Annotated in this window: 22 protein-coding genes and 2 tRNA genes; 19 read left to right on the plus strand and 5 right to left on the minus strand. The window is 68.5% G+C overall.

The features are described 5' to 3' along the window. The first annotated feature begins 3 nt into the window (after positions 1 to 3). On the plus strand, positions 4 to 822 hold the full coding sequence (locus tag Y710_RS12715; RefSeq protein WP_062367609.1) for an Fpg/Nei family DNA glycosylase: 819 nt from the start codon (positions 4 to 6) through the stop codon (positions 820 to 822). Between the two features lie 56 nt (positions 823 to 878). Further along, positions 879 to 1,793, plus strand: coding sequence for a PE-PPE domain-containing protein (locus tag Y710_RS12720; RefSeq protein WP_231650009.1), 915 nt, complete (start codon positions 879 to 881; stop codon positions 1,791 to 1,793). Between the two features lie 87 nt (positions 1,794 to 1,880). Here Y710_RS12720 and Y710_RS12725 read toward each other — a convergent pair whose 3' ends face one another. Both Y710_RS12725 and Y710_RS12730 read right to left on the minus strand, forming a co-directional pair. After that, positions 1,881 to 2,492 (minus strand): L,D-transpeptidase, encoded by a 612-nt coding sequence (locus tag Y710_RS12725; protein WP_231650010.1) that lies wholly within the window; start codon positions 2,490 to 2,492, stop codon positions 1,881 to 1,883. 232 nt (positions 2,493 to 2,724) lie between these two features. Next, positions 2,725 to 3,255, minus strand: a complete 531-nt coding sequence (locus tag Y710_RS12730; protein ID WP_045536998.1) for a helix-turn-helix domain-containing protein — start codon at positions 3,253 to 3,255, stop codon at positions 2,725 to 2,727. A 77-nt stretch (positions 3,256 to 3,332) separates the two neighbouring features. Here Y710_RS12730 and Y710_RS12735 point away from each other — a divergent pair, with 77 nt between their 5' ends. Together Y710_RS12735 and Y710_RS12740 are read left to right on the plus strand one after the other, a co-directional pair. After that, entirely contained in the window at positions 3,333 to 4,535 is a 1,203-nt protein-coding gene (locus Y710_RS12735) for a benzoate/H(+) symporter BenE family transporter (RefSeq protein WP_062367610.1), read from the plus strand. Positions 4,536 to 4,570: 35 nt separating this feature from the next. Further along, positions 4,571 to 5,275 carry an adenosylcobinamide amidohydrolase gene (locus Y710_RS12740; RefSeq protein WP_045537002.1) on the plus strand — a complete coding sequence of 235 codons (705 nt, stop codon included), beginning with the start codon at positions 4,571 to 4,573 and terminating at the stop codon, positions 5,273 to 5,275. Between the two features lie 77 nt (positions 5,276 to 5,352). Here the strand turns inward: Y710_RS12740 and Y710_RS12745 are convergent. Then, positions 5,353 to 5,426 (minus strand) — tRNA-Gly (locus Y710_RS12745). A 156-nt stretch (positions 5,427 to 5,582) separates the two neighbouring features. Here Y710_RS12745 and Y710_RS12750 point away from each other — a divergent pair. The 6 genes from Y710_RS12750 to Y710_RS12775 all read left to right on the plus strand — a co-directional run bounded on the left by Y710_RS12750 (position 5,583) and on the right by Y710_RS12775 (position 10,870). Beyond that, positions 5,583 to 5,656, plus strand: a tRNA-Pro gene (locus tag Y710_RS12750). Between the two features lie 87 nt (positions 5,657 to 5,743). Continuing rightward, positions 5,744 to 7,123: a trigger factor gene (tig, locus tag Y710_RS12755; protein ID WP_062367611.1), complete on the plus strand. Its 1,380-nt coding sequence runs from the start codon at positions 5,744 to 5,746 to the stop codon at positions 7,121 to 7,123. A gap of 259 nt (positions 7,124 to 7,382) precedes the next feature. Next, positions 7,383 to 7,988, plus strand: a complete 606-nt coding sequence (locus Y710_RS12760) for an ATP-dependent Clp protease proteolytic subunit (RefSeq protein WP_269430961.1) — start codon at positions 7,383 to 7,385, stop codon at positions 7,986 to 7,988. A 48-nt stretch (positions 7,989 to 8,036) separates the two neighbouring features. Further along, positions 8,037 to 8,717 carry an ATP-dependent Clp protease proteolytic subunit gene (locus Y710_RS12765; protein ID WP_006896637.1) on the plus strand — a complete coding sequence of 227 codons (681 nt, stop codon included), beginning with the start codon at positions 8,037 to 8,039 and terminating at the stop codon, positions 8,715 to 8,717. Positions 8,718 to 8,819: 102 nt separating this feature from the next. After that, positions 8,820 to 10,109 carry an ATP-dependent Clp protease ATP-binding subunit ClpX gene (gene clpX, locus Y710_RS12770; protein WP_006896638.1) on the plus strand — a complete coding sequence of 430 codons (1,290 nt, stop codon included), beginning with the start codon at positions 8,820 to 8,822 and terminating at the stop codon, positions 10,107 to 10,109. Positions 10,110 to 10,258: 149 nt separating this feature from the next. Then, positions 10,259 to 10,870 carry a molybdenum cofactor guanylyltransferase gene (locus Y710_RS12775; RefSeq protein ID WP_006896639.1) on the plus strand — a complete coding sequence of 204 codons (612 nt, stop codon included), beginning with the start codon at positions 10,259 to 10,261 and terminating at the stop codon, positions 10,868 to 10,870. Positions 10,871 to 10,918: 48 nt separating this feature from the next. Here the strand turns inward: Y710_RS12775 and Y710_RS12780 are convergent, their stop codons facing one another. Then, positions 10,919 to 11,188 carry a DUF202 domain-containing protein gene (locus Y710_RS12780; protein WP_231875738.1) on the minus strand — a complete coding sequence of 90 codons (270 nt, stop codon included), beginning with the start codon at positions 11,186 to 11,188 and terminating at the stop codon, positions 10,919 to 10,921. After that, positions 11,185 to 11,574 carry a YidH family protein gene (locus Y710_RS12785; RefSeq protein ID WP_039867498.1) on the minus strand — a complete coding sequence of 130 codons (390 nt, stop codon included), beginning with the start codon at positions 11,572 to 11,574 and terminating at the stop codon, positions 11,185 to 11,187. Before Y710_RS12785 ends, Y710_RS12780 begins: the two co-directional genes overlap by 4 nt. 103 nt (positions 11,575 to 11,677) lie before the next feature. Between Y710_RS12785 and Y710_RS12790 the strand changes: the two genes are divergently transcribed. From Y710_RS12790 to rpmA, 9 genes are all read left to right on the plus strand, one after another. Then, positions 11,678 to 12,154 (plus strand): MarR family winged helix-turn-helix transcriptional regulator, encoded by a 477-nt coding sequence (locus Y710_RS12790; protein ID WP_006896642.1) that lies wholly within the window; start codon positions 11,678 to 11,680, stop codon positions 12,152 to 12,154. A gap of 89 nt (positions 12,155 to 12,243) precedes the next feature. Beyond that, on the plus strand, positions 12,244 to 14,919 hold the full coding sequence (locus Y710_RS12795) for a valine--tRNA ligase (RefSeq protein WP_045537006.1): 2,676 nt from the start codon (positions 12,244 to 12,246) through the stop codon (positions 14,917 to 14,919). Next, entirely contained in the window at positions 14,916 to 16,322 is a 1,407-nt protein-coding gene (locus tag Y710_RS12800) for a bifunctional tetrahydrofolate synthase/dihydrofolate synthase (protein ID WP_006896644.1), read from the plus strand. Before Y710_RS12795 ends, Y710_RS12800 begins: the two co-directional genes overlap by 4 nt. Then, entirely contained in the window at positions 16,319 to 16,732 is a 414-nt protein-coding gene (locus tag Y710_RS12805; protein WP_006896645.1) for a DUF4233 domain-containing protein, read from the plus strand. The genes Y710_RS12800 and Y710_RS12805 overlap by 4 nt, the downstream gene beginning before the upstream one ends. Before the next feature lie 132 nt (positions 16,733 to 16,864). Next, positions 16,865 to 17,299, plus strand: coding sequence for a hypothetical protein (locus tag Y710_RS12810; protein WP_231875739.1), 435 nt, complete (start codon positions 16,865 to 16,867; stop codon positions 17,297 to 17,299). 86 nt (positions 17,300 to 17,385) lie between these two features. After that, the gene (ndk, locus tag Y710_RS12815; RefSeq protein WP_039867500.1) at positions 17,386 to 17,802 is read left to right on the plus strand and encodes a nucleoside-diphosphate kinase; all 417 of its coding nucleotides are present in this window, start codon (positions 17,386 to 17,388) and stop codon (positions 17,800 to 17,802) included. Between the two features lie 323 nt (positions 17,803 to 18,125). Further along, positions 18,126 to 21,284, plus strand: coding sequence for a translation initiation factor IF-2 N-terminal domain-containing protein (locus Y710_RS12820; protein WP_062367613.1), 3,159 nt, complete (start codon positions 18,126 to 18,128; stop codon positions 21,282 to 21,284). A 224-nt stretch (positions 21,285 to 21,508) separates the two neighbouring features. Beyond that, entirely contained in the window at positions 21,509 to 21,820 is a 312-nt protein-coding gene (rplU, locus tag Y710_RS12825) for a 50S ribosomal protein L21 (RefSeq protein ID WP_006896649.1), read from the plus strand. A gap of 34 nt (positions 21,821 to 21,854) precedes the next feature. Next, a complete protein-coding gene (gene rpmA, locus Y710_RS12830) occupies positions 21,855 to 22,118 on the plus strand; it encodes a 50S ribosomal protein L27 (protein WP_006896650.1) in 264 nt (87 codons plus the stop codon). Positions 22,119 to 22,199: the final 81 nt, after the last annotated feature.

A 22,199-nucleotide genomic window follows, 5' to 3' on the forward strand; every position in this document is an offset into this window, starting at 1 on the left:
GCGGTGCCCGAAGGGCATGCGCTGCACCGGCTGGCCCGGCGGCAGCAACGACTCCTCGGCGGGCAGCGACTATCCGTCTCCAGTCCCCAGGGCCGCTTCGCTCACGAAGCGGCCCTTCTGGACGGCATGGTCTTCCGCCGCGCCGAGGCGTGGGGCAAACATCTGATCCACCGCTACGACGACGGTCGCCGCGGCACCGCAGCCACCCGCCGGATCGTCCATATCCACCTCGGCATCTACGGCACCTTCCGCGAAGAAGCGCTGCCGATGCCGGAGCCGACGGGACAGGTCCGGATGCGGCTGATCGGCGACGTCCTCGGAATCGACCTGCGCGGGCCCAATGCGTGTGAGCTGTACACGCCTGACGATCTCGACGCCCTCGTCGCCCGGCTGGGACCGGACCCGCTGCGCCCGGACGCCGATCCGGAGATCGCGTGGCGCGCCGTATCCCGGTCGCGTCGGGCCATCGGTTCGCTGCTCATGGACCAGCGGGTGATCGCGGGCATCGGCAACATCTACCGCGCCGAGGTCCTGTTCCGCGCCGGTGTCGACCCGCATCGCCCAGGTGTCGCGGTGAGCCGCGACGAGTTCGACGAGATGTGGGCCGATCTCCTCCATCTGATGCCGATCGGGGTGCGGCGCGGCCACATCCACGTGGTACGGCCGTCCGACGATCACGGCGCCCCCGCGTATGCGCCCGACCGCCCGCGGACCTACGTGTACCGCAGGGCGGGGGAGCCGTGCCGGTTGTGCGGTACCACCGTCGCATCCGAGCAGATGGAGGGCCGGAACCTCTTCTGGTGCCCGAACTGTCAGCGGTGAGTACCCACCTCGGGTGAGCCGGTCGAAGTCCTCAGCGTTTCCTCATCCTCCACCGGATGCGACTCAAAGACTCATGGCGCATGCTCGAAGACATGGGTGCGACACTGAAATTCACGGTTCTGGTCGTGGGTGGCACGGGGGAGTCGTTCGACGGCGACACGCGGACCGAGGTCACCGGACTCCTGCGGGCGGTCACCGACCGCCTCGACGCCCGCTTCGAATCCCGCTGGGTGGGCTACCCGGCCAGCTATGGTCCGGCACCCGCGCACGACGGCGTCAGCTACGTCGAGAGCGTGTCGGCCGGCGTGACCAACCTGGCGCGGGCCATCGCTGCGGCGGAGCGGCCCGTGATGCTGATCGGCTACTCGCAGGGAGCCGCGGTGATCAGGACGTTGCTCGCCCACCCGGCGAGTCTGCGCTTCGCGGGCGCGATCGCGGCGGTCGGTTTCGTCGCGGATCCGAATCAGCCGCCCGGCGTGATCGACGGCTGCAACGGCTGGGGTGTCGCCGGCCCCGGCGCGGATCTGCCCGACGATCTCCCCGCGTACTGGGTGGGAGCGCCGTCGGACATGATCTGCAATGCCAGTGACGATTCGTTGATCCGGGACATCGCCGACCTCACCGACTCGTTGTCGCTGACCGCGCTGCGACAATGGGTGGTCGACGCGACGGCTCGGGTGATGAGCCGGCGCATGCAGAACGCGGATGCCACCCGCTTCTCGCCGGCTCAGTGGCGCCGAGATGTGGTGCGGCTGCGCACCGCGGCCCGCGAGATCCGCGGATACCTGCCGCCGACCGTCGAACTCGGCCGCTGGCGGGTGCGCAATCCGCTGGGGGGACGTCACGTCTCGTACGCGAGCGAACCGTACCGTCGCGCCCCGATGACGGCGCCCGACACCACCGGATGCGAGACGCTGGCCCACTGGCTGCAGTTGCAGGCGACCATGGGAGAGCTCAGCCGCGCCGGGTGACGCGCACACGAAGCCGGGCCTCCCCGCTCTGATCGGGGAGGCCCGGCTTCTGATGTGTCTCTGACAGTATTCGTCAGTGCACGCCGACTAGTCGCCGGTGTACTGACCGCCGACGGTGCCGCGGACGACGATCGGGGTGCCCTGACCGATGTTGTCGTACACCCACTTGCCGTTCTCGGTGCTCACGTTGATGCAGCCGTGGCTGGCGTTCGAGACGCCCTGCTGAGCGACCGACCAGGGAGCGGCGTGGATGAAGATACCGTCCCACGACATGCGCGTGGCGTACTCGACGTAGGTGCGGTAGCCCTCGGGCGAGTCGACCGGCACGCCATACGTGGAGCTGTCCATGTACATGTCCCGGTACTTCTCCTTGGTGTGGTACACGCCATTGGGAGTCGGGTGCTTGTCGGTGCCCATCGAGATCGGCATCTGCTTGACGAACTCGTGGTTCTTCCACCAGTAGATCTGGTGGTCGCCGTCGACTGCGAGCGCGACCCAGCCGGTCGGGCTCTTGACGTTCGGCTCGGCAGGCACGGCCGGCTTCTCCGGCGTCGTGGTCTGCGGCTGAGGCTTGGGCTTCGGCTTCGGCGCGGGCGCCTGCGGCAGCCCGGGCACGGTCGGCAGATCGGGGACCTGGACCGGCGGAAGGCCGGGAACGACGGTGACCGGCGCTGCCTCGGCCACTGCGGGCGCCCCCATCGCCAGCGCAGCCGCACCGGCTGCCACAGCAACGACTCGAGCGGTCCGGCTCACCCGGCGGCTCGAAGACTTGGTGGAAAACACGTGGTCTCTACCTTCATTTCGTGGTCGTGAACTAGCGCCACCCCCGTGGGCGCTCGAAGAGTATCGTTACACAACCGTTGTACCCGCGCCAACACATTCCGGGTGAACTTCACCTGTGAATCGGGCGAATCGGCAGCTCAGTGGGGTGTCATCGGTCACAGGTGGTGGAGTGGGTGGTGATCACGACGACCGCCTCGGCCGAACCGTCCGGCGCGGCGAATACGTGTTCCCGGTCGCTGGTCCACGCGTGGCATTCTCCTGCGTGCACCGTCGCGGGACGGTCGGCGACGCCGACGATCAGCGTCCCCGAGACCACCGACAGCTGTTCGCGCACCCCTTCGCCGTGCGACGGCGACACATGGCGCGCCCCTGCGGGGAACTCGAGGCGGAACACCTCGATGGTCGCGCCGTCGAGATGTCGCGTCGACAACAGCACCGTCACCATGCCGCCGGCCGCGGTGCCGTGTGCGCCGGGAGTCTCGCCCAGCATGCCGGTGAGGGGGACGTCGAGCGGCTCGCACAGGGCGTAGAGGGTTTCGATGTTGGGATTGCGGCGGCCGCTCTCGATCTCCGACAGCGTGGCCTTGCCGATGTCCGCACGGCGCGCCAGCTCCGACAGGCTGAACCCGCGCGCGAGCCGAAGCTCGCGCAGCCGGTCGGCGATTCCGAGGTCGTTCACGTCTGCCGATGGTACGGCGGGAACACCCTCAGGACCGTTCGGTTTACAGAACGTTCGGTTTATGGAACGGTAGTCCCATGACTGAGACCACTCGGAACGCCGAGGTGCGCGGGCGCGAGCGGGTATCGATCGCGGTACCCGTCGGAGCAGGGGTGGTCTGCGCGCTCGTCGGCTTTACCTCGTCTTTCGCGGTGGTCCTGGCCGGGTTGCGGGCCGTCGGGGCCGATGCCGCGCAGGCCGCGTCCGGTCTGTTCGCGGTGTCGGTGGCGATGGGTGCCGCGACGGTCCTGCTGTCGTGGCGGTTCCGGATACCGGTCACCTCGGCGTGGTCGACGCCGGGGGCGGCGCTGCTGGCGACCACCGGGGCGGTCGCCGGCGGGTGGTCGGCAGCCGTCGGGGCATTTCTGTCGTGCGGTGTGCTTCTCGTCGTCACCGGCTGGTGGCCCGGACTCGCGAAGCTGGTGCGGCGGATTCCGGTGTCGATCGCGCAGGCGATGCTGGCGGGCGTGCTGCTGCCGCTGTGCGTGGAACCCCTCCGCGGGCTGGCGACGAACCCGGCGGCGGTCGGACCCGTGCTGGCGGTGTGGCTGGTGCTGCTGAAGGTGCGACCGCGGTGGGCGGTGCCCGGGGCGTTCGGGGCCGCGCTCGTGGTGATCGGAATAGCACTCGCGCGTGACGGCGGCGGTCCGGGACTGGCGGACTTCGTTCCGCAGTTGAGTGTGACCTCGCCGTCGTGGACCGTCGGCGCGTCGATCGGGGCGGCGGTGCCGCTGTATCTGGTGACAATGGCCGCGCAGAACATACCGGGCGTCGCGGTGATGGCCGGCTTCGGCTACGACGTGCCCTGGCGTCCGGCGATGACGGTCACCGGCGTGGGATCGATGCTGGCCGCGCCGTTCGGTGGACACGCGATCAACCTCGCCGCGATCAGCGCGGCCCTCGCCGCGGCGCCCGACGCCGATCCCGATCGGGAACGACGGTGGGTCGCCGGACTGAGCGCCGGCGTCACGTACCTCGTCCTCGGACTCACGTCGACCGGGCTCGTGGCGGTGGTGCTCGCGGCGCCCGACGGGGTCGTTCAGGCGGTCGCCGGCGTCGCACTCCTCGGAGCCTTCGCGAGTGCCTGCGCGGCAGCGATGTCGCAGGTCGACGATCGGCTGCCGGCCGCGGTCACGTTCGTGGTCGCTGCATCGGGGATCGCGGTGGTCGGGGTCGGTTCGGCCTTCTGGGCGTTGCTCGCCGGGATCGTGCTCCGCGGGCTGGGTGTCGGCAGGCCGTGAGCGGCCCGTCGTTCTCGGCTAGCGTGAACGGCGATATGAGCATCGACCTGCAGTTCCTTCGGGCGTTCGGCGACGAGGCTCCGCTCGTCACCAGTCTCTGGCGCGTCGGGCCGGGACGTCGCGGTGTCTCGTCGGCCATGCTCGGCGGCGGTATCGGAGCGGTGGAGTGGGTGCTCAACGTGCAGGTCCCCGGCGACTATCGGCGGATGGACCCGGTGGCGCATCTCCGGGAGGTCGCCGCGGGCAGCGGACTGCGCGGACGCGGAGTGGGCATGCTGACCGCGGCGGCGGTGGATCGGACCGTGACATGCGCCGACGGCGCTGTCACCGCGTCGGCGACCGTCGGGCTGAGGGTGCCGACCTGGGCGGCGGCGCCCGTCGATGCCGCGGATCCGGAACTGGCGCCGTTGCTTCGGTCCGACCGGCCGGTGCCCGGGACCGTTGTGCCGGGGACCGTCAACATCACCGTCGACGTTCCGGTGGCCCTCACCGACGCGGCATTGGTGAACGCCGTCATCACCGTGACGGAAGCCAAGACCCAGGCGTTGCTCGAGGCCGGGTACCCGGCGACCGGAACCGCATCGGACGCCGTCGTGGTGGTCTGCGATCACGGCGGAGAACCCGAGCCCTTCGCGGGGCCGCGGTCGCACTGGGGCGGGGCGCTCGCGCGGGCCGTCCACGCCGCGGTGCGCCACGGCGCTCAGGACTACTCCCGGCGTCTCCGCGACGGCGGGCTCTGACCGTTCGGACGGGACGAGACGCTCACGACGCTTCAGTGCCGGCCTCCTGTGTCGGAGACCGGCCCTGAAGCGTCGTCTGGAGCGGGTGACGGGAATCGAACCCGCGTAGCTAGTTTGGAAGACTAGGGCTCTACCATTGAGCTACACCCGCGTGCGGCTGACGTGCCGGGAGTCCCGGCCGCGCTGCGCGCTTGCAGAACTCTACCGAGCCTCGCGCCGATTCACAAAACGGGAGGCGGGTTCGTCGTGGCGGCGCTTCGGCCCGTACTATGTTCCTTTGGTCCCGCCGGTGTTCGGCGTGGCCCGACGGGATGTGGCGCAGCTTGGTAGCGCATCCGCTTTGGGAGCGGAGGGTCGCAGGTTCAAATCCTGTCATCCCGACGAAGATGTCGCAGGCCCGACGGCACCGCCGGAGAACGGTCCGACAGTACGAACTGCCAGCACGAACCGACAAGGAGTACCAACACCGTGAAGAGCACCGTCGAGCAGCTGAGCCCGACCCGAGTCAAGCTGAATGTCGAGGTTCCGTTCGAGGAACTCTCCGGTGACTTCGACCGCGCGTACAAGTCGCTCGCCCAGCAGATCCGCATCCCCGGCTTCCGCCCGGGCAAGGCTCCGGCCAAGCTGATCGAGGCGCGTGTCGGCCGGCAGGCGATCCTGGAGCAGGTCGTGAACGACGCCGTTCCGGCGAAGTACTCGCAGGCCGTCACCGAGGCCGAGATCAAGGCCATCAGTCAGCCCGAGATCGATCTGGCCGAGCTCGTCTACGGCGAGCCGGTGAAGTTCACCGCCGAGGTCGACGTCCGCCCGGAGATCGAACTGCCGGAGTTCTCGTCCATCGCCGTCGAGGTCGACCCGATCGAGATCGCCGACGCCGACGTGGAAGAGGAGCTCGACAACCTGCGGGGCCGGTTCGGCACCCTCGTCGGAGTCGACCGCGGCGTCACCGGCGGCGACTTCGTGTCACTGGACCTGTCGGCGACCGTCGGCGGTGAGACCGTCGAAGACGCCTCCACCGAGGGGCTCTCGCACGAGGTCGGCAGCGACACCCTGATCGAGGGCCTGGACGAGGCGCTCGAGGGCGTCAAGGCCGGCGACTCGGCCACCTTCACCTCCAAGCTGGTCGCCGGTGACCATGCCGGCGAGGACGCCGAGATCACGGCCAAGGTGAACTCGGTGAAGGTCCGTGAACTGCCGGAGCTGGACGATGAGTTCGCTCAGATGGCCTCGGAGTTCGACACCGTCGACGAACTGCGCGACAGCGTTCGCGATCGGGTCGCCGACTCGAAGAAGTACGAGCAGGCGGGCGCCATCCGTGACGCCGTCCTGGAGCAGCTGCTCGACACCGTCGACTTCCCGCTGCCCGAGTCCGTCGTCGCCGACGAGGTCGAGGCCGTTCAGCACCAGCTGGTCCACGCCCTCGGACACGACGACGCACAGGTCGACCGCTTCCTCGAAGCGCAGGGCAAGACCCGCGAGGAGTGGGACGCCGAGAGCAAGGCCGACGCGGAGAAGTCGGTGCGCACTCAGCTGCTGCTCGACGCCATCGCCGACGCGACGGAGGTGGAGGTCGCTCAGGACGAGCTGACCCAGCAGATCCTGATGCAGTCGCAGCGCTACGGCATCGCGCCGCAGGAGTTCATCCAGCAGCTGCAGAACGCCAACCAGATCGGCGCGCTGTACGCCGACGTGCGCCGCAACAAGGCGCTCGCCGAGGTCATCGGCGAGGTCAAGGTCACCGACACCAACGGCGAGACCATCGACACCAAGGCCTTCTTCGGATCGGCGGACGACACTGAGAGCGATGAGGCCGAGACCGACGAGACCGACGAGGCCGAGGACGCCTGACCGCCGGCCTCCGACACCACGGCGACAGCCGGGACGAGTGATCGTCCCGGCTGTCGCGCTGTCAGAGGGCCTTCGACCGGGGATCGAACATCCGCCGAACCGTTCCGCTGTAAGCGAATAAGGGGTGTCGGAGGAACAACCCCGGGGGTGGAATTGATTAATCTCGGTGACAGCTTCTCCGAAGGACGGGCGCGATGCGTCCGATGGACTCGGTCGACGAGACCTTCCGGGGAGATCCGCACCGTTAGACAGATGGGACATCTCAGTGAGCAATCTGTACACGCCCTCGATGAGCTCGGGCGCAGTCGGCCTGAACCTGACCGACTCGGTCTTCGAGCGTCTGCTTCGCGAGCGCATCATCTTCCTGGGCACCCAGGTCGACGACGACATCGCGAACCGCCTCTGCGCGCAGATCCTGCTGCTCGCGGCCGAGGATCCGACCAAGGACATCAACCTCTACATCAACTCGCCGGGCGGCAGCGTGACCGCGGGGATGGCCATCTTCGACACGATGCAGCTCGCGTCGTGCGATGTCGCCACGTACGCGATGGGCATGGCCGCCTCGATGGGACAGTTCCTCCTGGCCGCCGGCGCCAAGGGCAAGCGTCACGCGCTGCCGCACGCGCGGATCATGATGCACCAGCCGTCGGCGGGCATCGGTGGCACGGCCGCGGACATCGCCATCCAGGCCGAGCAGTTCGCCGCCACCAAGCGTGAGATGAACCGGCTCAACGCCGAGTTCACCGGCCAGCCGCTGGAGAAGATCGAGGCGGACGCCGACCGCGACAACTGGTTCACCGCCGAGGAGGCCAAGGCCTACGGCTTCGTCGACCACGTCGTGACCAGCGCGGGCGCGGTCGCCTGATCCCGTCGCCACCCACGTTCACCTCACTTCACCGGTTACGGAGAGAACATGACTAACCTGCTTCCCGCCGACGTCCGCGCGGGCATCCCGGATGCGGCCCTGGCGCTCAAGAGCATCGAGGCTCGGTACATCCTGCCGTCGTTCATCGAGAACACCCCCAACGGCCAGCGCCAGTACGACCCGTACGCCAAGCTGTTCGAAGAGCGGATCGTCTTCGTGGGAACGCCCATCGATCAGACGGTCGCCAACGACGTGATGGCCCAGCTGCTGGTCCTGGAGAGCCAGGACCCCGACCGCGACATCACCATGTACATCAACTCGCCCGGCGGCAGCGTGCCCGACATGCTCGCCATCTACGACACCATGCAGTACGTGCACTGCGACGTGATGACCGTCTGCCTCGGCGAGGCGGCCTCGGCCGCGGCGATCCTGCTGGCCGGCGGCACGCCGGGCAAGCGTGCGGCGCTGCCGAACGCGACGGTGCTGATCCATCAGCCGCGCACCGGCGGTGCCTACCAGGGCCAGGTGTCGGATCTGGAGATCCAGGCGGCGGAGATCGAGCGCATCCGCAGGCGGCTGGACGAGATCCTCGCCTCGCACACCGGCCAGGACCCGGAGAAGATCCGCAAGGACACCGACCGCGACAACATCCTCACGGCCGACCAGGCCAAGGAGTACGGAATCGTCGACGAGGTGTTCGACTACCGCAAGAAGTCGGCGCGGAGCTGAGCGAACGTCGAATCTCAGCGACTGCCGCATTTCGGCTCGTCGAAGGCATCGTGCGCGGGTACCGTCGAGGTTGTCCGCAGATAGGGAAGTAGGTGGGGCGTAGTGGCGCGAATGGGAGACGGTGGTGACCTCCTGAAGTGCTCTTTCTGCGGCAAGAGCCAGAAACAGGTCAAGAAGCTCATCGCAGGTCCGGGGGTGTACATCTGTGACGAGTGCATCGACCTCTGCAACGAGATCATCGAGGAGGAACTCGCCGAGACCAGCGATGTGAAGCTCGACGAGTTGCCCAAGCCCGCGGAGATCCGGGACTTCCTGGACAACTATGTGGTGGGCCAGGATTCGGCCAAGCGCACCCTCGCGGTGGCCGTCTACAACCACTACAAGCGCATCCAGGCGGGTGAGAAGAAGTCCGGCGACAAGCGCTCGTCCGCGGTGGAGCCCGTGGAACTGGCGAAGTCGAACATCCTCATGCTCGGCCCCACGGGCTGCGGCAAGACGTACCTGGCGCAGACCCTCGCGAAGATGCTCAACGTCCCGTTCGCGATCGCGGACGCCACCGCACTGACCGAGGCCGGCTACGTGGGCGAGGACGTCGAGAACATCCTCCTGAAGCTGATCCAGGCCGCCGACTACGACGTCAAGCGGGCCGAGACCGGCATCATCTACATCGACGAGGTCGACAAGATCGCCCGCAAGAGCGAGAACCCGTCGATCACCCGCGACGTGTCGGGCGAGGGCGTGCAGCAGGCGCTGCTGAAGATCCTGGAGGGAACGCAGGCCAGCGTGCCGCCGCAGGGCGGCCGCAAGCATCCCCATCAGGAGTTCATCCAGATCGACACGACCAATGTGCTCTTCATCGTCGCGGGTGCGTTCGCCGGCCTCGAGAAGGTGGTCGACGAGCGGATCGGCAAGCGCAGCATCGGCTTCGGCAACGACGTCCCGAGTAAGGACAAGGTCGACACGACCGACCACTTCGCCGAGGTGATGCCCGAGGATCTGATCAAGTTCGGTCTGATCCCCGAGTTCATCGGGCGCCTGCCGGTGGTCGCATCGGTCGCGAACCTCGACAAGGAGGCGCTGGTCTCGATTCTGTCGGAGCCCAAGAACGCGCTCGTCAAGCAGTACGTGCGCCTGTTCGAGATGGACAACGTCGAACTCGAGTTCAGTCAGGACGCGCTCGAAGCAGTGGCCGACCAGGCGATCCACCGGGGAACCGGAGCGCGTGGTCTGCGGGCCATCATGGAAGAGGTACTGCTGCCGGTGATGTACGACATTCCGAGCCGCGACGATGTGGCCAAGGTGGTCGTCACGGGGGAGACGGTGCGCGACAACGTGCTGCCGACCATCGTGCCGCGCAGCGAAGACGAGGGGCCGCGCGAGAAGTCGGCCTGACCGAGAATCACGACACGGCCGGTGTTCCCGTCGAGACGGGGACGCCGGCCGTCGTCGTGCGCGGCCCGGCTCCCGTGCGATGCAGCCCGCGGCCGACCGTTTGAACCAAGACGGACCCGGTTCCGCGGAGTCTTTGGGACACTGGGCAGATGACGCGCACGGGCGAAGACAGACTGGCCGGAATCATCCTCGCGGGCGGGCGTTCCCGCCGCATGGGGCAGGACAAGGCGGCGATGGAGTGGGACGGCGCGCCGATGCTCAGCCGGATCGCATGGGCGATCAGCGCCCGGTGCGAACCGGTGCTGGTCGCGGCGCCGCGGACATCGCAGGCGTACCTCGAGCTGAGCGACGAGACGGACCTCGACTGGGTCACCACGGAGAAGGCGGGCAGCGGCCCCCTCGGTGGACTGGTGGCGGCGTTGCAGGCGGCGGCGGACGCCGGTGCCGAGGCGGCCTTCGTCTGCGCCACCGACATGCCGCTCGTGGACACCGGGCTGATCGACGAGCTCCTGGACGGGCTGACCGAATCGACCGACGTCGTCGTCGCGCACGAGGGCGGGCGCGATCACCCGATGGCCGGCGTCTACCGCACTCGCTCCGCGCAGCAACTCGCCGACCTCGTGGAGAAGGGCGAGCTCCGGATGGGTGCGGCCCTCGATGCGCTCGTCACACGCCGCATCGGGGTCTCGGACCCGGACTGGCTCACCAACGTCGACGCACCCGAGGACCTGCATCGATTGCGCAGTTCGCGCGCATCGTGAGGGCCGGTCAGCCGAAGACCATATCGGCTATGGCGAGTGCGGTACCCGCTAGCGCGATGACGACCACCACGCCAACGGTCGCGACCATCGTCGGCCAGACCGAACCGGTCCCGGCGACACGGTCAGGCCCTTCGGAAAGTGCCGGACGGCGACGTGGCACAGGACGACACCGGCGACGAACGTGCAGAGGGCCGCCGCCGGGAATCCGTGACGCAGGGCGGCGAAGCCGGCGGCCGCGCAGGCGAGCAGGACGGAGAGGCCGGTCCGCTGCCAGGCCAATGCGGTGCGCTGCGGTTGGAGGCCCGGGTCGATGCTCACGAGAGACGCAGAATCGACACGACGCCGAAGCCGACGAGCCCAGCGGCGACGACCGCGATGCCCATGACGAGCCAGGGCAGCGGCAGCGGAGGCGGCAAGGGCAGGCCGAGTCGCAGGGCCCGCTCGTTGCGCCGCCACGAGAGCAGTGCGACGATAGCGAGCGCGCCGCCGGCGACGCATGCCACCAGAGACAGCAGGTGGACGACCATCGGAGACGAGGTCAGGCCGGCGACGGTCGTCAGCGTGATACCGCCGGCGATCAGGGCGAGAGCGGTGCGGACCCAGGCCAGTGCCGTGCGTTCGTTCGCGAGGGAGAAGCGGACGTCCGGCTCCTCACCGACGGAGTAGACGGCGGCGGGTCGGCGTTGCGGGAGGGTATTGCTCATTGATCTCAATCGTCGTGGCCGGTGCCGGGGTACCGGCGCGGAGGCGTGTCGACATGAACAGCGTCGACGTAAATAGTTCTGTAGCAGACAGAAGTAGATTAACATGACTGAAACCGAGCCCGGTGTGGACCGGGTCACAGAAGACGACGGCGCATGGGAGTTGACCGCTGTGATCACGCAGCTGCGCCGGTCGCTGCGGTCGAGCGTGCGCGAGGACTTCGCGTGGGAGTCGCTGCCGATGGCGCAGGTCGAGTTCCTGCAGCGCCTCGCGCGGGAGCCGGGACTGCGGATCGGCGAGCTGGCCCGCAAACACCGGATGGCGACCAACACGGTCAGCACTCTGGTGAATCAGATGGTGAAGAACGGGCTGATCGTCCGAGAACCGGTCCCTGACGACCGCCGCGCTGTCCAGGTACGGCTCACCGAGGTCGGGCGCACCCGGCTGGACGAGTGGACGCGGGCGAACGAGCGGCGGATCTCGGAGGCGCTGGCCGGGCTGGACGGCGACCAGCGCGCGGCGATCAGGGTCGCGGTGCCCGCGCTCGCAGCGCTCGCGGCGCGACTCGACGACCTCGGCTGACACCGGGACCGGGGCTCGGGGAGTGAGCCAGGCCGCTTACGGCGACATGGCGGCGACGGCGGTGCGCGGTGTTCTCTAGAATCACCCAGGTGACCAGTGCGCAATCCCGTGACCCAGAGACCACCGCCGAAGCCCTGCCGAAGAGCTGGGACCCGAGTGCGGTAGAGGCAGACCTCTACCAGGGCTGGGTGGACGCCGGGTACTTCACGGCCGACGCCTCGAGTGCCAAGCCGGGCTACTCGATCGTCCTGCCGCCGCCGAACGTGACCGGCTCGCTCCACATGGGCCACGCTCTCGATCACACCCTGATGGACACGCTGACGCGCCGCAAGCGCATGCAGGGCTACGAGGTGCTGTGGCTGCCGGGCATGGATCACGCGGGAATCGCGACGCAGACGATCGTCGAGAAGCAGCTCGCGGCGGAGGGCACCAGCCGCGAGGAACTCGGCCGTGAAGCCTTCATCGAGCGCGTGTGGCAGTGGAAGGCCGAGTCCGGCGGCACCATCGCCGGCCAGATGCGCAGGCTCGGCGACGGCGTCGACTGGAGCCGCGACCGCTTCACCATGGACGAGGGGCTCTCCCGCGCGGTCCAGACGATCTTCAAGCGGATGTACGACGACGGGCTGATCTACCGGGCCGAGCGCCTCGTGAACTGGTCGCCCGCCCAGCAGACCGCCATCTCCGACATCGAGGTCAAGTACGAGGACGTCGAGGGAGAGCTCGTCTCGTTCCGGTACGGATCGCTCGACGACGCCGAGCCGCACATCGTCGTCGCGACCACCCGCATGGAGACGATGCTCGGCGACACCGCCATCGCGGTCCATCCCGACGACGAGCGCTACCGCGATCTGATCGGCGTCGAGCTCGATCACCCGTTCCTGGATCGGAAGATCCCGGTCATCGCCGACGACTACGTCGACCCGGAGTTCGGATCCGGCGCGGTCAAGATCACGCCGGCCCACGACCCGAACGACTTCGCCATCGGGCAGCGGCACCATCTCCCGATGATCACGATCATGGACGAGACCGCCAGGATCGAGGGGACCGGGACGCGGTTCGACGGACTCGACCGCTTCGAGGCCAGGGTCGCGGTTCGCGAGGCCCTGGCCGAACAGGGGCGCATCGTCAAGGAGGTGCGGCCGTACCTGCACAGCGTCGGGCACTCCGAGCGCGCGGGCGAGCCGATCGAGCCGCGGCTGTCGATGCAGTGGTGGGTCAGCGTCGAAGCCCTCGCCAAGGCCGCGGGCGACGCCGTCCGCGATTCGGAGACGGTGATCCATCCGGCGAGCCAGGAACCGCGCTGGTTCGCATGGGTCGACGACATGCACGACTGGACCATCTCCCGGCAGCTGTGGTGGGGGCATCGGATCCCGATCTGGTACGGCCCGAACGGCGAGGTGGAGTGCTTCGGTCCGGACGACACCGTGCCCGAGGGCTGGGAGCAGGACCCGGACGTCCTCGACACCTGGTTCTCGTCGGGACTGTGGCCCTTCTCCACCATGGGATGGCCGGACAAGACCGCCGAGCTGGACAAGTTCTATCCCACCTCGGTGCTGGTGACCGGTTACGACATCCTGTTCTTCTGGGTGGCCCGGATGATGATGTTCGGCACCTACGTCGGCAAGCTCGACGCGAGCGGGTTCTCCGGCCGAGACGCACGGGTGCCGTTCCACGACGTCTTCCTGCACGGTCTGGTCCGTGACGAGCACGGGCGCAAGATGAGCAAGTCGAAGGGCAACGGCATCGACCCGCTCGACTGGGTCGACCGATTCGGCGCCGACGCACTGCGCTTCACGCTCGCACGCGGCGCCAATCCGGGCAGCGACATCTCGGTGGGCGAGTCCCACGCGCAGAGCTCGCGCAACTTCGCCACCAAACTGTTCAACGCCACCAAGTTCGCCCTGATGAACGGTGCGCGCGTGGGCGAACTCCCCGCCGGCGAACAGCTGACGGTCGCCGACCGCTGGATCCTGTCCCGGCTCGACGAGGTGCTCGCGGAGGTCGACGAGGGCTTCGAGAGCTACGAGTTCTCGAAGGCGTGCGAGGCGCTCTACCACTTCGCGTGGGACGAGGTCTGCGACTGGTACCTCGAGCTGTCGAAGGTCCAGGTGGCCGAGGGCGGTGAGCGGGCCGAGCGGACCGCGCTGGTCCTGGGCACCGTTCTCGACAAGTTGCTGCGGGCGCTGCATCCGGTGATGCCGTTCGTGACCGAGGTGCTGTGGAAGACGCTCACCGGGTCGGAGTCGGTGGTCGTGGCGCAGTGGCCGACGCCGTCGGGCGCGCCCGCCGACGTCGACGCCGCCCGCCGCGTGGAGGACCTGCAGAAGCTGATCACGGAGGTCCGTCGGTTCCGCAGCGACCAGGGTCTCAAGCCGGGGCAGCGGGTCGCCGCGACCGTCGACGGACTCGACGCCGCGGGGCTGGCCGAACTGCGCCCGCAACTCGATTCGCTGGCCCGGCTCGAGGGCGCGGGCGACGGCTTCGCGGCCACCGCGACCGTGGAGGTCCGCCTCTCCACCGGCACCGCGACCGTCGCGATCGACACCTCCGGGACGGTCGACGTCGAAGCCGAGCGCAAGCGCGCCGCCAAGGATCTGGCCGCCGCGGAGAAGGAGCTCGCGGGCACGTCCGCCAAACTCGGCAACGAGCAGTTCCTGTCGAAGGCGCCCGACGCGGTCGTCGAGAAGATCAAGACGCGCCGGGATCTCGCCGAGGCCGAGGTGGCGCGGCTGAAGGCCAAACTCGAGGGGCTGGCCGGCCGGTGACGCGCTCACGCGATTCCGCCGACGATCTCGCCGAACTCCACGCGCTCGAAGCCGAACTCGACACGCGTTGGCCCGAGACCCGGATCGAGCCGTCTCTGACCCGGATCAACGCGCTGATGGAACTGCTGGGCAACCCGCAGCACGCGTACCCCTCGATCCACGTGGCGGGAACCAACGGCAAGACCTCGGTGACCCGGATGATCGATTCGCTGCTCCGCGCCTTCCATCGGCGTACGGGCCGGATCACCAGCCCGCATCTGCAGTCGGTGACCGAACGGATCGCCATCGACGGCGCGCCGATACCGGCGCGCACCTACATCGACACCTATCGCGACATCGAGCCGTACGTGACGATGGTCGACGACTCGTCGACGGCCGGCGGCGGACCTCGGATGAGCAAGTTCGAGGTGCTGACCGCCATCGCGTACGCGGCCTTCGCGGAGGCCCCGATCGAGGTGGCCGTCGTCGAGACCGGTATGGGCGGGCGCTGGGACGCCACCAATGTGATCGACTCGCAGGTCGCGGTGATCACCCCGATCGCAATGGACCACGCCGACTATCTGGGCGATACCCTGGCCGCCATCGCGGGCGAGAAGGCCGGGATCATCAAGCCGGGGCCGTCGGACGCGGTGATCCCGATGGATCCGGTCACGGTGATCGCACCTCAGCAGCCCGAGGTGACCGATGTGCTGCTGCGGGCCTCGGTGGAGGCAGGCACCATCGTCGCCCGGCAGGACTCGGAGTTCACCGTCCTCGAGGCCACCACCGCCGTCGGCGGACAACTGCTCACGATCCGCGGTCTCGGCGGCGTCTACGACGAGATCTTCCTGCCCCTGCACGGTGCGCATCAGGCGCAGAACGCGGCACTCGCACTCGCCGCGGTCGAGGCCTTCTTCGGTGCGGGCGCCGACCGCAGGCTCGACGTCGACTCGGTGCGAGCCGGTTTCGCCGATGTCGCCAGTCCCGGCCGTCTCGAGCGGGTGCGCAGCGCCCCGAGCGTCTTCGTCGACGCCGCGCACAATCCGCACGGCGCCCGCGCGCTCGCCCGAGCGCTGGTCTCGGAGTTCGACTTCCGCAGGCTCGTCGGGGTGATCGGCGTCCTCGGCGACAAGGACGCGCGCGGTGTGCTCACCGAACTCGAGCCGGTGCTCGACGTCGTCGTCCTGACCAACAACGGCTCGCCCCGAGCGCTCGACACCGACGCGCTCGCCGACATCGCGAACGACGTGTTCGGAGCCGAACGCGTGGTGGTGGAACCGTTCCTTCCGGACGCGGTCGAGGCCGCCGTCTCGCTCGCCGAGGAGGGCGAGGGGGGAGCGGTCTCCGGAGCCGGTGTGATCATCACCGGATCCGTCGTCACCGCGGGCGCGGGCCGTACACTCTTCGGCAAGGAGCCGTCATGACCGAGAAATCGATTCCGGAGAACGCCGCGCAGTTCACCCCGCCCGCCGCCGACCCGTGGAAGGGCTTCCGAGGGGTCATGGCGGGGACGTTGATCCTCGAGGTGATCGTGGTCGCGCTCGCGTTCCCGGTGGTGGCGAAGCTGGCCGGCGGCGTCACCTGGGCGTCCGGACTCTACCTCGGCATCGTGACGCTGATCCTGCTGCTGTTGTCCGGCCGTCAGGGCAGGCCCCGCGCGCTGGAGGTCAACCTGGTGATGCAGGTGTTCGTGATCGCGGGAGGATTCTTCCACTGGTCCATCGCGATCGTCGGCGTCATCTTCCTGATCGTGTGGATCTACATCGCGTACATCAAGCGCGACGTCGAGAAGCGGATCGAGCAGGGGCGGCTGCCGGGCCAGCACCCGATCTGATCGGCCCGGACGCGCTCGGCTCCCGCGGAATCGTCGATTTCTGCGACCGTCGGTTACACTCACTCACCACTGTGTCGTACGACACGGCAGCAATCGAATCGATGGAGGCAGTGGATGGGGAGGACCGACAGGGTGACGAGTCGCGCAGGCCGGGTGGGGATCGTAGTCGGGGCCGTCGCTGCGGCGACGGTGCTGGCGGCGCCGATCGCGAGCGCGGAGCCTTCGTCGCAGCCGTCGCAGCCGTCGCAGCCGTCGCAGCCGTCGCAGACACCGGAAGCGAGCATTCCGATGCCGGTGCGCGAGGGGGCGCTCGGCTATCTCGCGACGCGGTCCTCGACCCTGTGGCTCGCCGACCGCGGCGTCGACCAGGTGATCGCCAACCTGCCCGCGCCGCCCGCGTACTCCAGCGCCAACCGGCAGATGGCCAAGACGCTCAAGCAGGAGCTCGATGCGGCCGTCGACACGCCGGGCGCGTGCCTGCAGATCATCGTCGACGGTCCCGGCCAGGCGGGCGGGGTGTTCAACTACGGGTTCTTCGCCGTCGAGAAGCAGTACTGCCCGAAGTGACTCGGGCGCGGTGAGTCAGGCACGGTGAACCCGCCCGCGGGGGTGGGACGGTGCGGGCGGTGTCGTGCATCGCTACAGTGTCCTGCGTGACTGAACAGACTCTCGTCCTCATCAAGCCCGACGGCGTCCAGCGCGGACTGGTCGGCGAAGTGATCGCCCGCATCGAGCGCAAGGGACTGCGCCTGGCTGCCCTGGAACTGCGTGACGTGACCGTCGAGGTCGCGAGCGAGCACTACGCCGAGCACGCCGAGCGGCCGTTCTACGGCTCGCTGCTCGAGTTCATCACCTCGGGTCCGGTCGTCGCGGCCGTCGTCGAAGGTCCGCGGGCCATCTCCGCATTCCGCCAGCTCGCCGGCGGCACCGATCCCGTCGAGAAGGCCACGCCGGGCACCATCCGGGGTGACTTCGCGCTGGAAACGCAGTTCAACATCGTGCACGGATCGGATTCGCCCGAATCCGCGGCGCGTGAGATCGCTCTCTGGTTCCCCTCTCTGAACTCCTGATTCGACGACGCCGACACGGCGCGCGGGAGCCTTTTCGTCACTCGTGTGCGGGTTACGGCCCGTGATGTGGGATACTTGCCTAGTCGTCGGAGTCACGCTTTGGCACCGACGATCGACGCACAGCCGTTTTGAGTACCCGGTTCCGTCCGACCCCAGCCTGGGGTCCGGCTTCGGTCCCAGGCCTGCGTCACGCAAGGCGTCTTGACGACGCGAAGACCACATAACACCCGGCCGTAGAGGCCGGCACACATTGGAAAGGCCCTCGCGTGGCCGCGTTGGCGAGTTCATCTGTGCGACGCGCCCGGGGGTCTTGAGGAGACCACGTGACAGATAACGGGTCGTCGGCTGATGCCACTTCGGCAGATCAGCCAGCGGAAAAATTCCCCCTTCGACTCCGCGTGCATGCGCTCGCCCGCACGCTCGGACTGACCAGCAAGCAGGTGCTCGCGCACCTGCAGGAGATGGGGGTGACGGCGCGCACCGCGCAGTCGTCGATCTCTCGAGCCGACGCCGAAGCCGTCGAGCTCCGTATCAGTGGTGCCGTCGAGGATGCGGCAGATGAGGCCGGAGAGCCGGGGGCGCCGTCGCTGTTCTCGGCGGTCGAGACGCCGCAGCCGGTGTCGACGGCGAAGGCCGAGGCGACCGCGCCGCTGTTCCTGGCGGCGGACGCCGATGAGACCGCTCCGGCCGGTGAGAAGACGGCCGAAGCCAAGAACACCGAAGCCAAGAAGGCCGGCGGCAAGAAGTCGGACGGCAAGAAAGCCGACAGCAAGAAGTCAGACGGCAAGAAAGCTGACGGTAAGAAGGCCGAGGGCAAGAAGGCCGAGAGCAAGAAGGCCGAGACCACGGACATCCCGGAATCGGATGGGTCCGAGAAGCAGGCCGACAAGAAGCCGGGCAAGAAGAAGGCGTCGGCGAAGAAGCCCAAGAAGTCCGAGGTCGACGAGGCAGGCACCGGTGACGAGACGCCGGCCGCTCCGGAGACCGCCACAGCGCCCGTCGAGCCCGAGTCGGAGGTTCCGGCAGCCGGCGGGGAGGATGACGAACAGACGTCCGGCGAGAGCGAGAGCCGGTCCCGCAGGCGCAGGCGCGGGCGTCGCGGGCGCGGTCGCGGACGCGGCGATCAGGGCCCCGAGGGATCCGACAGTGAGTCGGACGACGCTCAGGACGGCGTGGAGTCGGACCAGAACACCGCCGAGACGAGCGGTCCCGAGAAGAACGGGCCGGACGACGACACGGCCGATGCGGACCAGACACAGGCCGATGCGACCGGATCGGAGTCGGACGAAGAGACCGAGGCGGACTCCGAGGCAGCGGTCCCGTCGAGCAAGCGGCGTCGCCGCCGGCGCCGCCGCCGTGGCGGGTCCGACTCGGATGAGACGGTCTCGGCGGACGATCCGCCCAACACCGTGGTCCACGAGCGTGAGCCGCGCGCCAAGAAGGTGCGTGACGAGGTGCAGGGCATCTCGGGTTCCACGCGGCTGGAGGCGAAGCGGCAGCGCAGGCGAGACGGTCGTGACGCCGGGCGGCGTCGTCCGCCGATCCTGACCGAGTCGGAGTTCCTGGCGCGCCGGGAATCGGTGGAGCGCGTGATGGTGGTGCGTGAGCGCGCCGCCTCCGGTGCGGGCGACGGCCACGATCAGCATGCGGCGCCGGTGGAGGACTACACGCAGATCGCCGTCCTGGAGGACGGCGTGCTGGTGGAGCACTTCGTCACCACCGAGACCTCGCAGTCGATGGTCGGCAACATCTACCTGGGGCGCGTGCAGAACGTGCTTCCGGGCATGGAAGCCGCCTTCGTCGACATCGGCCGCGGACGCAACGGCGTCCTCTACGCCGGCGAGGTCAACTGGGAGGCCGCCGGCCTCGACGGCGGTTCGCGCAAGATCGAACAGGCTCTCAAGCCGGGCGACCACGTTCTGGTCCAGGTCAGCAAGGACCCGATCGGGCACAAGGGCGCACGGCTGACGACGCAGATCTCCCTCGCCGGCCGGTACCTGGTGTACGTGCCGGGAGGGACGTCGACGGGTATCAGCCGCAAGCTCCCCGACACCGAGCGCAAGCGTCTCAAGCAGATCCTGGCCAAGCTCGTCCCGGACGAGGCCGGCGTCATCATCCGGACCGCGTCCGAGGGCGTCAGCGCCGAGGAACTCGGCGCGGACATCGAGCGCCTCGAAGCACAGTGGAAGAGCATCGAGGCGGCGGCCGACGAGCACCGGTCGAAGGCACCGGGCACTCCGAAGGCGCTGTACGAAGAGCCGGATCTGCTGGTTCGAGTGGTCCGTGACCTGTTCAACGAGGACTTCCGCAAGCTGGTCGTCGAGGGCGAACGCGCATGGTCGCAGGTATCGGGGTACGTCAACGACGTCGCTCCCGACCTCGCCGAGCGGCTCGAACGCTTCACCAAGGCGCATGCCGACGCGCCCGACTCGTTCACCGTGCACCGCATCGACGAGCAGCTGGCCAAGGCGCTCGACCGCAAGGTGTGGCTGCCGTCCGGCGGCACGCTGATCATCGAGCACACCGAGGCGATGACGGTGGTCGACGTGAACACCGGCAAGTTCACCGGCTCGGGCGGCAACCTCGAGGAGACCGTCACGCGCAACAATCTCGAAGCCGCCGAGGAGATCGTGCGGCAGATGCGCTTGCGCGACATCGGCGGCATGATCATCGTCGACTTCATCGACATGGTTCTCGAATCGAACCGCGACCTCGTTCTGCGACGGCTCACCGAGGCCCTGGCCAGGGACCGGACGCGGCACCAGGTCTCCGAGGTCACCTCGCTGGGACTGGTGCAGATGACCCGCAAGCGACTCGGCACCGGTCTCCTCGAGGCGTTCTCGACCACCTGTACCGCGTGCTCCGGTCGCGGGGTGATCGTGCACGCCAATCCGGTTGAGGTACGCCCGGCTGACGACGGAAGCCGCAACGGCGGCGACGGAGGTTCACGCAAGTCGCGCCGCTCGCGTCGGCGCGGGGGAGACCAGCAGCCTCAGCAGGAGGCGGCGCCGGCCAAGCCCGCACCGCACAAGCCGGCCGCCGAGCATCCGCTGTTCCGCGCCATGGCTCATCCGGACGACCACGACGAGCACGACGCGGCGGCCGAGCCGGCCGCCGATACCTCGGTGCCCGATGCGAAGGCGCCCGAGGTCGAGAATGCCGAGGTCGAAATCGCTGAGGTGGCCGTGGCCGAGGTCGCTGCCACAGACGGTGCAGTGAGCGAAGTCGCGGCGGAGGTCGTCGTCGAGACGATGACGCAGACACCGGAGCCGCCGGTGGCGGTGGTGACGCGTCGACGTCGTCGCGCAGTACGCCGTGCGGCCGCACCGACGACGGCCGTCGAGTCGGTGGACGAGGTCGTGGAGCATGAGCCGGTGACGACGGTGGCCGAACAGTCCGCCGAGCCGGTGGTCGCGGTCACGCGCTCGCCCCGGCGGCGCAGTGGTCGCCGCGCCGCGGGGCCGCCGCCCGCGCAGCAGTGACCTTCCTCTCGGCGCGCGGCCCGCGCGCCGAGAGTTTGACCTGGACAGGCCCGGTACCGTAGCCTTGACAGGTCGCCTCCCGCAGGCGCGTAGACAGTTGCGCGCATCGGCGGGAGAGGTTCGAGGGCCTTGAGGCCGCGGACCGCACACACCAGATTATGTCGGACACGCAGGATCGGCCTGCGCACTCCGGCCCGATGAGACGAGTTAAGAGGACAGCGGGAATGGCAACGTACGCGATCGTCAAGACCGGCGGTAAGCAGTACAAGGTCGCCGAGGGCGACATTGTGAAGGTCGAGAAGATCGACGGAGAGCCTGGCAGCACTGTGCAGCTGCCGGTTGCGCTGGTCGTCGATGGTGCGAATCTGACCACCGACGCCGACAAGCTCGCCGCTGTCTCGGTCACCGGTGAGGTCGTCGAGCACACCAAGGGCCCGAAGATCCGGATCCACAAGTTCAAGAACAAGACCGGCTACCACAAGCGCCAGGGCCACCGTCAGCAGCTGACGGTCCTCAAGGTCACCGGTATCAAGTAGAACTCGCTCTTCAGCATTTCAGGAGGACAGTCAGATGGCACATAAGAAGGGTGCATCGAGCTCGCGCAACGGTCGCGATTCGAATGCTCAGCGACTCGGTGTGAAGCGTTTCGGCGGCCAGGTCGTCAGCGCCGGCGAGATCCTGGTCCGTCAGCGCGGCACCAAGTTCCACCCGGGTGTGGGCGTCGGCCGCGGTAAGGACGACACGCTGTTCGCTCTCGCGGCCGGTGCGGTCAAGTTCGATGTGAAGCGCGGTCGCAAGACGGTGAACATCGTCCCGGAGCCGGTCGCAGTCTGACCTGGCATCCGAACTCATAGCTCTTTTCGACAGGGCGGGCAGGGTCTCTAGACACCCTGACCCGCCCTGTCGGCTTATCTG

The organism is Gordonia sp. QH-12, assembly GCF_001578675.1.
Classification (GTDB): domain Bacteria; phylum Actinomycetota; class Actinomycetes; order Mycobacteriales; family Mycobacteriaceae; genus Gordonia; species Gordonia sihwensis.

What these genes read in the sequence shown, in the direction of transcription:
- Y710_RS12765 (WP_006896637.1), top strand. Translation starts at nt 8,037, where the DNA reads ATGACTAACCTGCTTCCCGCCGACGTCCGCGCGGGCATCCCGGATGCG.
- Y710_RS12735 (WP_062367610.1), top strand. Translation starts at nt 3,333, where the DNA reads ATGACTGAGACCACTCGGAACGCCGAGGTGCGCGGGCGCGAGCGGGTA.
- Y710_RS12790 (WP_006896642.1), top strand. Translation starts at nt 11,678, where the DNA reads ATGACTGAAACCGAGCCCGGTGTGGACCGGGTCACAGAAGACGACGGC.
- Y710_RS12805 (WP_006896645.1), top strand. Translation starts at nt 16,319, where the DNA reads ATGACCGAGAAATCGATTCCGGAGAACGCCGCGCAGTTCACCCCGCCC.
- rplU (WP_006896649.1), top strand. Translation starts at nt 21,509, where the DNA reads ATGGCAACGTACGCGATCGTCAAGACCGGCGGTAAGCAGTACAAGGTC.
- Y710_RS12720 (WP_231650009.1), top strand. Translation starts at nt 879, where the DNA reads ATGCGACTCAAAGACTCATGGCGCATGCTCGAAGACATGGGTGCGACA.
- Y710_RS12775 (WP_006896639.1), top strand. Translation starts at nt 10,259, where the DNA reads ATGACGCGCACGGGCGAAGACAGACTGGCCGGAATCATCCTCGCGGGC.
- Y710_RS12740 (WP_045537002.1), top strand. Translation starts at nt 4,571, where the DNA reads ATGAGCATCGACCTGCAGTTCCTTCGGGCGTTCGGCGACGAGGCTCCG.
- rpmA (WP_006896650.1), top strand. Translation starts at nt 21,855, where the DNA reads ATGGCACATAAGAAGGGTGCATCGAGCTCGCGCAACGGTCGCGATTCG.
- Y710_RS12725 (WP_231650010.1), bottom strand. Translation starts at nt 2,492, where the DNA reads ATGGGGGCGCCCGCAGTGGCCGAGGCAGCGCCGGTCACCGTCGTTCCC.
- Y710_RS12785 (WP_039867498.1), bottom strand. Translation starts at nt 11,574, where the DNA reads ATGAGCAATACCCTCCCGCAACGCCGACCCGCCGCCGTCTACTCCGTC.